Genomic DNA, 13,027 nt, shown 5'->3' with positions numbered 1-13,027 from the left:
TCGGCGAGGACATCCGCCGGCGGGCACTGGGAGATGGCGCTGAGACGCTCGGCTATGGCTTGCCACTTGTGACTGTGAGCGCGCTGAGCGTCGAGAACGCCGCGCCAGTAAGCGTCATCCACTTCATGTTGGCGGGCGGCCCACCCGTCTAGCCAGTCCCGCTCTCGCCGCTCCAAGTTCACAGGGCACCACCCGCCTTGGTAGAATGGCGATGAGTTGCGGTTCCCCTCCACATGCGGCAGGCAGTCGTGGTGCCATCCGGGCGAACCATGACGCTGGCGCCGACACACTCGATGGTTCCCCTGGCCTGGGCGACCGAGAACAGGGCGGCCCAACGTTGGGGAACATCCGGCTCGCAGATCCCCAGCTCGCGCAGACTGTCAGTGTTGAAGGTGTGTTCGGCAGCCGCGAGGGTCTGCAGGGCCATGGTCGCCGGCTGCCACCAGAACGGGTCGGCGTTCGCTGCCGCCCTGCTGCGCCCGCTCGCGGTAAGGTTGTTGGTGAGGACTTCGTGGCTGGGGTTCTGGACGGTGGCGGCGGTCTGCGTGGGGACGCAGGCCGCCGTTCTGCGTGCGGTCACGCGACTGCACCCCTGTCGTTGGCAGGACGGAGTAGCAGCACGAGGCGATCTCGCTGCTCGGCGGTGAGCGGCGGGGCCTGGGCTACGAGGGCAGAGATGTACTCCTCGGCGCGGAGTGCGCGGAGGTCACGTCGTGCGGTGGCTGCCTCTGCGGGTGACCAGCGGGAGACGGCTGCCGTCTTCGCGATGCGCGAACGCATCTCCTGACTTCTGGCGGGCATGGCGATCCTAAGGTCGCCTGATCCGCCACTTCAGGGTTCGTGCTGTCTAGCACGGGCATCCGATGCTGTAGACGATAGCAGAGGGCACTACAGAGCGAGGCGTCGCGCCTTTCCCGGAAGTGTCCCGGTCAAGGCGCGACGGATCTCCGTGATGGTCAGCACCTTCTGCAAGATATGCCTGCAGTTGACGGCATAGCCGACGTTCTGCAAGCCGGTGGCGAATGCGACTTCCTCATCGAGGACGAGCCCGCGAGACCGCCACTTCTTGTCCCCGTCACGTGTGTTCTTGGCTCGAGCCGAGTCCGATGAGGTCGACTCATTGATGACTGGAGACAAGGTGTAGCCCGTGAAGACCATCAGGCGCTGACCTTGGGCCTCGAAGACCTGGGCGAGCAGGCATCGGTGAGCCCCGCACCGCCACTCGGCCAAGAGCTGATCGTTAAGCTGCTTGTGCTCTTTGACGAGCTGCCACAGGGCGACGATCTCTGCACTCGAGCGAGGTGCGCTCATGCCTCCCCCAATGACCTTGACTGCACTGAGCTCGGCTCGGCGGTGCTCATCCAGCGTCCGCGGTGAGGTTACCCCGCGCCCGGAAGGCGGCCAGGTCAGCCGCGACGTACTTGTCGAGCTGAGCGCGCACCTGACGGAGATGCTCACGCAGGTCGGAGCCCTTGATGGCGTAGTCCCCGCCTTGCTCGGCTGCGCGCAACTCGCCGGAACGGATCATCTGCAGGATGTCACCGGCGCTGTGCGGTCCACCCACCTCGGCGGACTTGATGACCGCTGCGTCGTCGAGGTCGACGGTGTAGTCCTGACCGTCAGCGGTCGCCAAGGCCCGCTGCAGCGCCAGCACGAGCTGGACGCCCTCACGCCGGGTCAGGTCCAAGCCGAGCTCGTCTTCGTCAACGCTGACGCGGACACCGATGCAGGCTGACGCCTCCTCCGCGTTCTGAAAAGTCTGCACGCGCACGGTGGGCACCACGAAGCCGCGGTCATAGGCCAACCGGCGGGCGGTGGCGGAGATGACGTGCTCTTCGGCGAAGTACAGGTCAGGCTCGTCATTGAGGTCCCAGGACGGACGGCGCCCGCCTCGCTGGGGCTTGCCGACCTTGGCGGGCGTGGTCGCCGCGGCGTACGTCGAGGCCGCCGAGGGGATCGACACGCCGGCAGCACGCAGGTCCCCGATCGCTGCCTTGTAGCCGTCGCGCCAAGTGGGTGCAGCGGTGAACCGGCGCTTGATCGGCGAGGTGGCCCGCGTGGAGATGGCCTTGATGACGTTGAACGTGGAACGCTTGGACATGGGTCCGCTCCTGGTCGCACAGGTTGGGGATCAAGGCCCTCGACTGAAGTTGCACCTTCAGCGGGGGCCGCCTTGTGCCTAGAAGTGTTACTGAACGGGGGTGGCCTGCTCCAGGCCGACCGCGCCGGCGATGGTGTCGCGCAGCGACTCCGTCCACGTCGCCAGCGCCTCCAGGCGGGCGATGCCGCGCCCGGCCTCCGCGCCGGCGCCGAAGAGCCTGCCCCAGCACGCCACGAGCAGGCCGACGCCGAGCGCGGCCACCAGCCAGCGGGTCAGCACCAGGGCGAGGACGCCGGCACCGGCGCTCAGCAGCACCCGGCGGCTGAGCTGCGGGGCGCGGCGCAGCAGCGCCGGCCGGCCCGGCGCCCCGGCGGGGCGCCCGCTCAGCCCGGCGGCCACGGCGAGCACCCCGCCACCGGCGGCACCGGCGCTCAGCGCGGCGAGCACCTCCGGCGGCAGCGCCGCGAGCAGCGCGCCGTCGACGGCGGCGCTCACGCGCCCCACCTCTCCAGCACCGGCGCCGACCAGCCGGCCGCGGCCAGGTCGGAGGCGCGCTGCACCGGCGCGTGCGCGCGCGCCACGCCGTCGGCGCCCGCGGCGAACACCTCCGAGGACAGCACCCGCCCGTCCACACCGGTGACCTCGCGCACGCTGGCCACGACGCGCCGCAGGCCACCGCCGTCGTGGTACGTGTTCTGCTTGTCGAGGAACACCACGAAGTCCACCGCCCCGGCGACGAGCATGTGGCTGGCCTCCACGGGCAGGTGCTCCTCGGCCTGCAGCGCGTACGTGGCGATGCGGTTGAACACCTCCGCGGAGGAGTTCGCGTGGATCGTGGAGAGCGAGCCGTCGTTGCCCTGGCTCATCGCGTTGAGCATCGTGACGATCTCGTCGCCGAGGACCTCCCCGACGATGACCCGGCTGGGGTTCATGCGCAGCGAGCGGCGCACCAGCTCCGCCATCCCGATCCCGCCGACGCCCTCGGAGTTCGGCAGCCGCTCCTCGAACGCGACCGCGTTCGGGTGCGCCAGCGCGTCCTGCTCCAGCCCCAGCTCCAGGGCCCGCTCGACGGTGATGAGCCGCTCGTGCGGGCCGATCTCGGCGGCCAGCGCGCGCAGCAGCGTCGTCTTCCCCGAGTTCGTCGAACCGGCGATCATGATGTTCTTGCGGGCGCGCACGGCGGCGCGCAGGAACGCCGCCAGGTCCTCGGTCATCGACCCCGCCGCGACCAGGTCGGCCAGGGTCGCGCGGGCCAGGCGCGCGCGCCGGATGCTCAGCGCGGGGCGCTGGCACACGCCCATCACCGCCGACAGCCGCGAGCCGTCCGGCAGGCGCAGGTCCAGCTGCGGGTTCGCCGCGTCGAACGGCCGGCTGGTCAGCCCGACGTTCGCGGCGAGCACCTGCACGAGTTCCACGAGGTCCTCGTCGGAGTCGGCGACCGGCTCGTGCAGCTCCTCGCGGCCGTCGGCGTAGCTGACGAAGACGCGGTCGAAGCCGTTGACGTCGACGTTCTCCACGTCGGGGTCCTCCAGCAGCGGCTGCAGGCGCCCGACGCCGAAGAGCGCGGCGCCGATGGCCGCGGCCACCGCCTCCTCCGCCGCCGGCGTCAGCGGCGGGCGCCCGGCGCCCACCTCGGCGCGGGCGTGGTCCTCCAGCACCTGCACCACCAGCGAGCGCGCGAACTGCCGCTCGTCGGCGCTGGACATCGGCGCGCGCCCGGCGGCGTCGTCGCGCCGGCGCTGCGACGAGAGGCGGTCCGCCACCTGCGCGCGCAGCCGGCGCACCAGGTCGTGGTCGACGCCGCCACCGCCGGGCCCGCCGACCCGGCCGGCCGCGGCGGGCCCGCCGTGCCGGGGGGCGGGCACGTGCCCGGCCGCGCCGGGCGGCACCGCGCTCACGCGGCCCTCCGCTGCCCGCCGCCGGCCGCGGCCACCAGGGCGGCCACGACGGTGCGCCCGGCGCGCACCAGCGCGGTGCGCTCGGGGCGGGCGGTGCGCGCGCCGTCGAAGACGCGCGCACCGGCGGGGTCCAGCGGCAGGCGGCCGAAGTCCTCCACCCACGCGCCCACCCCGCGCAGCACCCCGGCGGCCTGGTCGCCGTCGCCGCGGCGGGCGTCGCAGACCACGAGCACCCCGGTGCGCGGCAGCAGCCCGTCGGCGCGGCGCAGCGAGGTGCCCAGCGCCGCCAGGCGCTCGCGCGCGTGCAGCACGGAGGCGACGTCGTCGCGCAGGACGAGGACGACCACGTCGGAGCCGCGCAGCAGCGGCAGGTGCACCGGCTCGGTGGTCACGCGCCCGGCGTCGACGACGACGTCCGTGCCGGCGGTGCCCAGGGCGGCGGCGGCGTCCGTCAGCGCGGGCCAGCTGCCCGCGGCCGCGCCGGCCTGCTCGGGGCGGGTCAGCCCGCACACGACGGCGGTGCCCCCGGCGGCGGGCTGCGCGCCGGCGAGCAGCTGCTGCGCGCCCAGGCCGCGGCGCGCGGAGGTCAGCAGCCCCAGCAGGCCCTGCTCGGCGTCCAGCACGCCGCCGTCGGCACCGGGCAGGCGCGCGGCGACGTCACCGCCGGCGGGGTCGGCGTCCAGCACGAGGACCTCGCGCGGCCACAGCGCGGCGCTCAGCAGGGCGGCCGTGGTCGCCCCCGGCGAGCCCTTCGCCGAGAGGAAGGAGACGATCGCCACGGCTCAGCCCCGCGCCAGGTCGACGTCGGGGCGGGTGCCGTCGGCCACCCGGGCCACGGCCACCTGACCGGCGGCCGCCGCGGCGACGACGTCCGCGGAGCGCTGCGCGGGCACCAGCAGGGAGACGGCGTCCGAGCCGGTGGCGCCGGTGCCGGCCGCGACGACGCGCGCCGCCTCCAGCAGCACCGTGCCCGCCGGCTCGCCGGTGACCGTCGCGCCGCCGTCGGCGGCGACGAGGAAGGCGCGCACCACGTCCCCCGAGCGCAGCGCCTGGCTGGGGCGCTGCTCGGGCGCGAGGACCACCCCCACGACGGCGGCGTCCGCGGGCACGGCACCGCCGGCGAGGAACATCGTGCGGTTGACGAGGGTGTCGGCCGGCACGCGCGTGGTCGCGTAGGTGCCGACGAAGTTGCCCAGCGCGGCGGCGGGCACCACGGCGGCGCCCTCGGCGGCCACGCGCGCCACCCGCAGGTCCTCGGCCTCGACGAGCTCGCCGGGGGCGATGTCGTGGCGGGCGACGAGCACGTCGACGCGGTCGCCGCTGCGGTGCACGACGAGCGCGCTGCCCAGCGCGCCGCCGACGACGAGCACCAGGCCCAGGGCCAGCAGGGCCGGGCGGCGCTCGCGCACCGGGGCCGGCACGCGGCGGGCGGGGGCGACCGGGGCGCTACCGGGCGCGGCGGCGCGGGGCGGAGCTGCGGTGGGGGGCATGCCACCGACGCTCGCACGCGCCGGGCGGGGCGACCGTCACCGCGTGCGACCGGCTACTCCGGGCGGAGCAGCGGCTTCACCCGTCCTGCGCACGGCGCCGGCACGAGGGGTGACGGGCGCGGGCGCGCGAGCCCCGCTCGAGCCCGCCGGAGCCCCCGCGGGTTAGGCGCGACGCGGTGGGGTGGGGGTTCAGGCCGACGCGGCGGAGCAGCCGCGGTGCGCGGTGCGCTGCGCGGCCGCGGCGTGCAGGGCGGCCGAGACATGCTCGGCGACCCGGTCCACGAAGGGGTCGCGCAGCATCGACATGTGCGCGCCGGGCACGTGCACCATCGACCACTGCCCGCTCAGGTGCCCGTCCCAGCGGCGCCGCAGGTGCGCGTCCCCGTCGTCCTCGGAGACGACGACCAGGGTGCGCCCCCCGTACGGCGGCGCCGAGTAGTACCGCTGGATCAGGTTGCCCTGCTGCCAGAACCGCCAGTAGTGGCCCACGCCGCGGTGCGGGACGACGCCCGTCAGCGCGATGGAGAGGTTGCCGAGCAGGTGCGCGCGCCGGGACGCGAACCTGCGCTCGGGCATGCTGGCGGGGTCCGGCGGGAAGGAGTCCAGGACGGCGAGCAGCTCGACCTCCTCACCGGCGGCACGCAGCCGGTGGGCGACCTCCAGGGCGATGAGCCCGCCCACGGAGTGCCCGCCGATCAGGTAGGGGCCGGTCGGCTGCAGCTCCCGGATCGTGGCCAGGTGCCGGCGGGCGATGCGGCGCAGCGACCAGTCGGGCAGGGCGCGGTTCTCCAGGCCGTTGGCCTGCAGGCCGTGCACCGGCCCGTCGTGGTGCAGCCGCTGCGCCAGGGTGCGCAGGGCGATCGCCGCGCTGCCGGCCCCGGCGACGAGGAAGAGGGGGCGCCCGCTCGGCGCCCGGCGCAGCGGCACCAGGGTGGGGCGCTCGTTGCGCACCGTGCGGCGCGTCGCCGTGGCGAACAGGGCCACCGTGGGCGCCGACGCCAGCAGCGACGTCGTCACCGAGGTGCGCGGGTTCTCCACGAGGTCGCTCATCCGCTCGACCAGCGCCGCGGCGGCCAGCGAGTCGCCGCCCAGGTCGAAGAAGTCGTCGTGGATGCTGAGGGTCTCCAGCTCCAGGACCGCGGCGAACTGCTCGTAGACGACGTCCTCCCAGCTGAAGCGCGGCGCCTGGAAGGGGGCCCGGGAGACGACCGGCTCGGGCAGCGCGGAGCGGTCCAGCTTGCCGCGCTCGGTGCGCGGCAGCGCCTCCAGGAGCACCACGTGCTCGGGGACCATGTGGGAGGGCAGGTGCTCGCGCACGGCGGCGCGCACGGCCGAGGCCTGCAGGCGCTCGCCGGCGGGCACGACGTAGGCGACCAGCGCCGTGCGGCCGGTGCGCGGGCCGGGGCGCCCCACCACCACCGCCTCGCGCACGTCGGGCCGGGCGAACAGCACCGCCTCGACCTCGCCGGGCTCCACGAGCAGCCCGCGCACCTTCACGCTGTGGTCGACGCGGCCCAGCAGGCGCAGGCAGCCGTCCTCGCCGAGGACGCCGACGTCGCTGGTCAGGAACGAGCGGGTGCCGTCGGCGTTGTCCGTGAACACCTCGGCGGTGCGCTCGGGCGCCTCCCAGTAGCGGTTCGTCAGCCACGGCGAGGTCACCACGACGCGGCCGGTGCCGTGCGCGCGCCGCTCGCCGTCCTCGCCGACCACCTCGAACCGCGCGCCGGGCACCGCCCACCCGACGGGCGTGACGCCCCGCGGGGACTCCTCGCCGGGGTCCAGGCGGAACTCGGCCGTGAGCCAGGTCTCCGTGGAGCCGTAGCGGTTGCGCAGGACGCAGCCGGGGTCCAGGGCGGCGCGCAGGGCCCGCAGGTCCGCCTCGTGGAGCGCCTCGCCCGCCGTCGTGACGCTGACCAGGCCGTCCAGGCGCTGACCGGGGCCCAGCGCGGCGAGCGCACCGCGCAGGATCGCCGGGGAGGCGTGCAGGACGTCCACGCCGACCTCGCGCACCCAGGCGGGCAGCTCGGTCACCGAGCGCCGGCGCGGGTCGAACAGCTCCTGGCGGGCGCCGACGAGCAGGCAGGCGAGGGTCGCACCGATGCCGGCGCTGAACCCGAGGGGCAGCAGGTGGGCGACGACGTCGCCGGGGCCGTAGCAGCCGGTGCCCACGGAGTTCACCCAGGCGTCGTGCAGGACCGAGCGGTGGTCGCAGCCGACCCCCTTGGGCGCGCCCGTGGAGCCGGAGGTGTAGACGACGACGGCGGGGTCCCGCGGGCTCGCCGCGGTGGCCAGCAGGTGCTCGGCGGCCACGCGGTGGTCGTCGCCGGCAGGCCCAGGGCCGGCGTCCGGGTCCAGCACCGTGGTGCACACCTCGGCGGCCGTGGCGGCGCGCTGGGCGTCGCTGACGCAGACCGTCGCCCCGGCGGAGCGCGCGTAGTGCCGCAGCCGCGCCGACGGGGTGGCCGGGTCGAGCACGACGACGGGGCTGCCGCTGGCGATCACCCCGACCACGGCGGCCACGGCACCGACGTCGTGACCGCGCAGCACGGCGACCGGGCGGCCGGCGACGCCCTCGGCCAGGACGGCGGCACGCACGCGGGCGGCGCGGCGCAGCAGGTCCGCACCGGTCAGGCGGTGCTCGGCGTCGGCGACCAGCACCCGCTGCTCGGCGTCGAGCGCGACCTCCACGATGCGGGGCAGCAACGTCCCCGAAGCGTGCCCCTCCGACAGCGACGCGATCACCCAGCTACTTCCCGTCTCGCACAACCTCTCCCGCACGACCCGGGCGCACCATAACCGCCGGGCCGAGCCGCGGCCCGGCGTGCACCTGGTCACCCGGGCGAACCATCCACTCGGCCCACAGGACTGACCGCTCGTGAGCAGGCGTCACGGTCAGTGGTCCCCCGCCTCGAGCCCGGCGCACGCGGCCGGGCGCGCTCACGCCACGTCGCCGCGCGCGACGAGCTCGCGGGCCAGCTGCCGGTAGGCCTCGGCGCCGGGGTGGTTGCCGGCGTAGACGGTGATCGGCTCGGCGGCCACCGTGGCGTCGGGGAACTTCACGGTGCGCCCGATCACGGTGTGGAAGACGTCGTCGCCGAAGGCCTCCACCACGCGGGAGACGACCTCGCGGCTGTGCAGGGTGCGCCCGTCGTACATCGTGGCCAGGATGCCGTCGACCTCCAGGACGGGGTTGAGCCGCTCCTGCACCTTCTCGATGGTCTCCACCAGCAGCGCCACCCCGCGCAGGGCGAAGAACTCGCACTCCAGCGGGATCACCACGCCGTGCGCGGCGGTCAGGGCGTTGACGGTCAGCAGGCCCAGCGAGGGCTGGCAGTCGATGAGCACGACGTCGTAGTCGGCCAGCACCGGGCGCAGCGCCCGGGCCAGCACGCTCTCGCGCGCCACCTCGCCGACCAGCTGCACCTCCGCCGCCGACAGGTCGATGTTGGCCGGCAGCAGGTCCAGGCCCGGCAGCCCCGTCCCGCGCACCACCTCGCGCACGTCCGTGCCCGGCTCCATGAGCAGCTGGTAGACGGTGCGGTCCAGCTCGTGGGAGTTCACGCCCAGGCCCGCCGACAGCGCGCCCTGCGGGTCGAAGTCCACCAGCAGCACCCGGCGGCCGTACTCGGCCAGCGCGGCGCCCAGGTTGATGGTCGTGGTGGTCTTGCCCACCCCGCCCTTCTGGTTGCACATGGCGATGACGCGGGCCGGGCCGTGCTGCTGCAGCGGCGCGGGGACGGGGAAGTCGGGGACGGGCCGGCCCGTGGGGCCCTGCTGCGGCCCCAGCTCCATGGCCCCCTGCCCCGCGCCGGGCTCCGGGACCTGCTCCGCCCCCCGCTCGGCGCGCTGCTGCGAGACCTGCTGCTCGGCGGGCTCGGCGGGCTCGGCGGGCTGCGGCGCCCCCGTCGGCGCGCCCGTCGCACCGGGCACCGGCGGGGACGAGGGGGCGGACGTCGAGGGCTCGCTGGTCACTGGCGTGGCACTTCCTCGGGCTGTCTCGGGCGGTGCCCCGCGCCCCGCTTCCGCGGTCGCGCAGGTGCGCTGGCGCGACGACCTTAGTCCGCGGGGCGGGGTGCGCGGTGCGCGCGGGGGTGCGTCTCGGCGTGCACCTCGCGCAGGGAGTCGGCCGTGACCAGCGTGTAGACCTGCGTGGTGGCCACCGAGGCGTGCCCGAGCAGCTCCTGCACGACGCGCACGTCGGCGCCCCCGCGCAGCAGGTGGGTGGCGAAGGAGTGCCGCAGGGTGTGCGGGGAGACCGCCCGCGCGATGCCGGCGCGCCCGGCGGCGGCCTGCAGCACCGCCCACGCGCTCTGCCGCGACAGGCGCGCGCCGCGGCTGTTGAGGAACAGCGCCGGCGTGCCGCGCCCGTGCGAAGCCAGCTCCGGGCGCGCGCGCACGAGGTACTGCTCCAGCGCGCGCCGCGCGAAGGAGCCCAGCGGCACCACCCGCTCCTTCGAACCCTTGCCGCGCAGGCGCACCACCCCGGTCTCGCCCAGCACCTGCGGGGAGGCGTCGTCGACGTCCAGGCCCACGGCCTCGCTGATGCGCGCGCCGCTGCCGTACAGCAGCTCCAGCAGGGCGCGGTCGCGCAGCGCCGCCGGGCCCTCGCCGGCACCGGCCACGTCCAGCAGGCGGGCGACCTCCTCGACCGTCAGCGCCGCCGGCAGGCGCCTCGGCGGGGCCGGCGGGCGCACCAGCGAGGCGGGGTCGGCGCCGCTGCGCCCCTCGGCGTGCAGGAAGCGGTGCCAGCCGCGCACGGCCGAGGCCGTGCGCGCCGCGGAGCTGGCGGTCAGGGGCGCACCGCCGTCGGCGCCGGTGCGCAGGGCCACGACGAAGGCGCTGACGGTGGCCTCGTCCACGGCCGCCGCGTCGTCGACCCCGCGCGCGGCCAGGAAGCGCAGGTAGCGGCGCAGGTCGCGCCGGTAGGCGCCCAGGGTGTTCTCCGACAGCCCGCGCTCGACCTGCAGGTGGCCGAGGTAGTCGCGCACGGCGCCCACGAGCGGCCCCGCCGGCTCGCGCACGCCCCCGAGCACGTCGGCGGGCGGCGCGGGGCTCACGGGCGGCACGCGGCTGACACTAGGGCAGCCGCCGGCGCCGGCGGGGCAGCGACGCGGCGCAGCGCGTCAGCGGCGCAGCACGCCCTCCGGCCACGGCTCGTCGGCCGGGCGCAGCGTGGACCAGCCCGCCGCGCGCGCGGCGTGCACGGCGAGCACGCCGATGACCGTGCCGGGGTTGTGCAGGCGCCCCTCCAGCACGGCGCGCACCGCCTCCTCCAGCGGCACGCGCACCGGCACCAGGTCGCGCTCCTCGTCCTCGCGCTCGTGCCGCTCGTGCTCCGGCACGGCCGACAGCCCGCGCGCCAGGTAGATGCGGTTGGCCTCGCTGGAACCGCCCGGGGAGTTGAACCAGTCCACGACGACGGCCCACTCGGCCGCCACCAGGTCCGCCTCCTCGGCGAGCTCGCGCTGGGCGGCGCGCAGCGGCGCCTCCCCGTCCACGTCCAGCAGGCCCGCCGGCAGCTCCCACAGCTCCCGGCGCACCGGGTGGCGGTACTGGCGCAGCAGCAGCACGTCCTCCTCGCCGTCCAGGGCGAGCACCGTCACCGCGCCGGGGTGGCGCTGCACGTCGCGCGCGACGGTCTCGCCGCCGGGCAGCTCCACCTCCTCGCGCACCACGTCCCACACGTGACCGGTGAAGACGACCTCGGTGGAGCGCAGCGCCCGCTCCACGCGGGTGTCGGCGAGGTCCGCGCCGGCGACGACGGGCACGTCCAGCTCCTCGGGGAAACCGCTCACGCGGTCACCTCCGACAGCTCGGCGGGCAGCTCGGCCGCGGGACGGTGCGCGTGCTCCTCGGCCGGCTCGGGCTCGACGTCGAGCAGCTGCTCCTCGCGCTGGCGCTGCAGCGCGGCGGCCACCAGGCCGGAGAACAGCGGGTGCGCGCGGGTGGGGCGGGACTTGAACTCCGGGTGCGCCTGGGTGGCCACGTAGTACGGGTGCTCCTCGCGGGGCAGTTCGACGAACTCCACCAGCTCCCGGTCCGGGGACAGCCCGGAGAACACCAGGCCCGCGTCCTCCAGCTGCGCGCGGTAGGCGTTGTTGACCTCGTAGCGGTGCCGGTGCCGCTCGGAGATGCGCTCGCTGCCGTAGGCGGCGGCGACCACGGAACCGCTCTGCAGCACCGCCTCGTACGAGCCCAGGCGCATCGTGCCGCCCATGTCGCCGGCACCGGCGACGATGTGCTTCTGCTCGTCCATCGTGGCGATGACCGGGTGCTCGGCGTCGGGCTCGAACTCCGTCGAGCTCGCCCCCGCCAGGCCCGCGACGTTGCGCGCGTACTCGATGACCATGCACTGCAGGCCCAGGCACAACCCCAGCGTGGGCACGCCGTTCTCACGCGTCCAGCGCAGCGCACCGAGCTTGCCCTCGATGCCGCGCACGCCGAAACCGCCGGGCACGCACACCGCGTCCACGCCGTGCAGGTGCTTGCGCGCGCCCTCGGGGGTGGCGCACTCGTCGGCGGCCACCCAGCGGATGTCCACCTTGGCGTCCTCGGCGAAGCCGCCCGCGCGCAGGGCCTCGGTGACCGACAGGTAGGCGTCGGGCAGGTCGACGTACTTGCCGACCAGGGCGACCTCGACGCGGCGGCGCGGGTTGTGCACCCGGCGCAGCAGGTCGTCCCACGTGGACCAGTCCACGTCGCGGAACGACAGGTTCAGCTTGCGCACCAGGTAGGCGTCCAGGCCCTCGCGGTGCAGCACCTTGGGGATGTCGTAGATGGACGGCGCGTCCACGCAGGCCACCACCGCCTCGTCGTCCACGTCGCACATCGAGGCGATCTTGCGCTTGACGCCCTCGGGGATCTCGCGGTCCGAGCGGCACACCACCGCGTCGGGCTGGATGCCGATGCTGCGCAGCGCCGCCACCGAGTGCTGCGTCGGCTTCGTCTTCAGCTCACCGCTGGGGCCGATGTAGGGCACCAGGGAGACGTGCACGAAGAACACGTTGTCGCGCCCGATGCGCTGGCGCACCTGGCGGGCGGCCTCCAGGAACGGCAGGGACTCGATGTCGCCGACGGTGCCGCCGACCTCGGTGATGATGACGTCGATGTCCTCGCGCGCCTGGGCGCGCATGCGCTCGACGATCTCGTTGGTGATGTGCGGGATGACCTGCACGGTGTCGCCCAGGTACTCCCCGCGCCGCTCCTTGGCGATGACCGAGGAGTACACCTGCCCGGTCGTCACGTTCGCCGAGGCGTCGAAGCGCACGTCGAGGAAGCGCTCGTAGTGGCCGATGTCCAGGTCGGTCTCGGCGCCGTCGTCGGTGACGAACACCTCGCCGTGCTGGAACGGGTTCATCGTGCCCGGGTCCACGTTCAGGTACGGGTCGAGCTTCTGCATCGCCACGCGCAGGCCGCGCGCGCGGAGCAGGCGACCGAGGCTGGAGGCCGTCAGCCCCTTCCCCAGGGAGGAGGCCACCCCCCCGGTGACGAAGACGTGCTGGGTGGGGGACTCGGGGTTGCTGCGGTTCGCCACGGAC

12 protein-coding genes are annotated in these 13,027 nt (G+C 75.2%); all 12 read right to left on the bottom strand.

Annotated elements, in window-relative coordinates:
- Window positions 1-178: 178 nt before the first annotated feature.
- The 12 genes from ACRYMN_RS03790 to pyrG all read right to left on the bottom strand — a co-directional run bounded on the left by ACRYMN_RS03790 (window position 179) and on the right by pyrG (window position 13,023).
- Window positions 179-580, bottom strand: coding sequence for a hypothetical protein (locus ACRYMN_RS03790; RefSeq protein ID WP_432492130.1), 402 nt, complete (start codon window positions 578-580; stop codon window positions 179-181).
- 308 nt (window positions 581-888) lie between these two features.
- A complete protein-coding gene (locus tag ACRYMN_RS03785; protein ID WP_432492128.1) occupies window positions 889-1,311 on the bottom strand; it encodes a hypothetical protein in 423 nt (140 codons plus the stop codon).
- Between the two features lie 46 nt (window positions 1,312-1,357).
- Window positions 1,358-2,101 (bottom strand): hypothetical protein, encoded by a 744-nt coding sequence (locus tag ACRYMN_RS03780; RefSeq protein WP_432492126.1) that lies wholly within the window; start codon window positions 2,099-2,101, stop codon window positions 1,358-1,360.
- 87 nt (window positions 2,102-2,188) lie between these two features.
- Complete coding sequence (locus tag ACRYMN_RS03775; RefSeq protein WP_432492125.1) at window positions 2,189-2,596, bottom strand: hypothetical protein; 408 nt, start codon at window positions 2,594-2,596, stop codon at window positions 2,189-2,191.
- Window positions 2,593-3,888, bottom strand: a complete 1,296-nt coding sequence (locus ACRYMN_RS03770) for a TadA family conjugal transfer-associated ATPase (protein ID WP_432492278.1) — start codon at window positions 3,886-3,888, stop codon at window positions 2,593-2,595. Before ACRYMN_RS03770 ends, ACRYMN_RS03775 begins: the two co-directional genes overlap by 4 nt.
- A 107-nt stretch (window positions 3,889-3,995) precedes the next feature.
- Window positions 3,996-4,778 (bottom strand): hypothetical protein, encoded by a 783-nt coding sequence (locus ACRYMN_RS03765; RefSeq protein ID WP_432492123.1) that lies wholly within the window; start codon window positions 4,776-4,778, stop codon window positions 3,996-3,998.
- Between the two features lie 3 nt (window positions 4,779-4,781).
- A complete protein-coding gene (locus ACRYMN_RS03760) occupies window positions 4,782-5,489 on the bottom strand; it encodes an SAF domain-containing protein (protein ID WP_432492121.1) in 708 nt (235 codons plus the stop codon).
- 189 nt (window positions 5,490-5,678) lie between these two features.
- Window positions 5,679-8,192, bottom strand: coding sequence for an AMP-binding protein (locus ACRYMN_RS03755; protein ID WP_432492119.1), 2,514 nt, complete (start codon window positions 8,190-8,192; stop codon window positions 5,679-5,681).
- A 234-nt stretch (window positions 8,193-8,426) separates the two neighbouring features.
- The gene (locus ACRYMN_RS03750; protein ID WP_432492276.1) at window positions 8,427-9,281 is read right to left on the bottom strand and encodes a ParA family protein; all 855 of its coding nucleotides are present in this window, start codon (window positions 9,279-9,281) and stop codon (window positions 8,427-8,429) included.
- Between the two features lie 263 nt (window positions 9,282-9,544).
- Window positions 9,545-10,546, bottom strand: a complete 1,002-nt coding sequence (locus tag ACRYMN_RS03745) for a tyrosine recombinase (protein ID WP_432492274.1) — start codon at window positions 10,544-10,546, stop codon at window positions 9,545-9,547.
- 66 nt (window positions 10,547-10,612) lie between these two features.
- Window positions 10,613-11,284 carry an NUDIX domain-containing protein gene (locus tag ACRYMN_RS03740; RefSeq protein WP_432492117.1) on the bottom strand — a complete coding sequence of 224 codons (672 nt, stop codon included), beginning with the start codon at window positions 11,282-11,284 and terminating at the stop codon, window positions 10,613-10,615.
- Window positions 11,281-13,023: a CTP synthase gene (pyrG, locus tag ACRYMN_RS03735; protein WP_432492115.1), complete on the bottom strand. Its 1,743-nt coding sequence runs from the start codon at window positions 13,021-13,023 to the stop codon at window positions 11,281-11,283. Before pyrG ends, ACRYMN_RS03740 begins: the two co-directional genes overlap by 4 nt.
- Window positions 13,024-13,027 lie beyond the last annotated feature (4 nt).

It is taken from the genome of Kineococcus gypseus, assembly GCF_050871305.1.
In the GTDB taxonomy this organism is placed as follows: Bacteria; Actinomycetota; Actinomycetes; order Actinomycetales; family Kineococcaceae; genus Kineococcus; species Kineococcus gypseus.
This window is presented reverse-complemented; position numbering and strand designations above follow the sequence as displayed.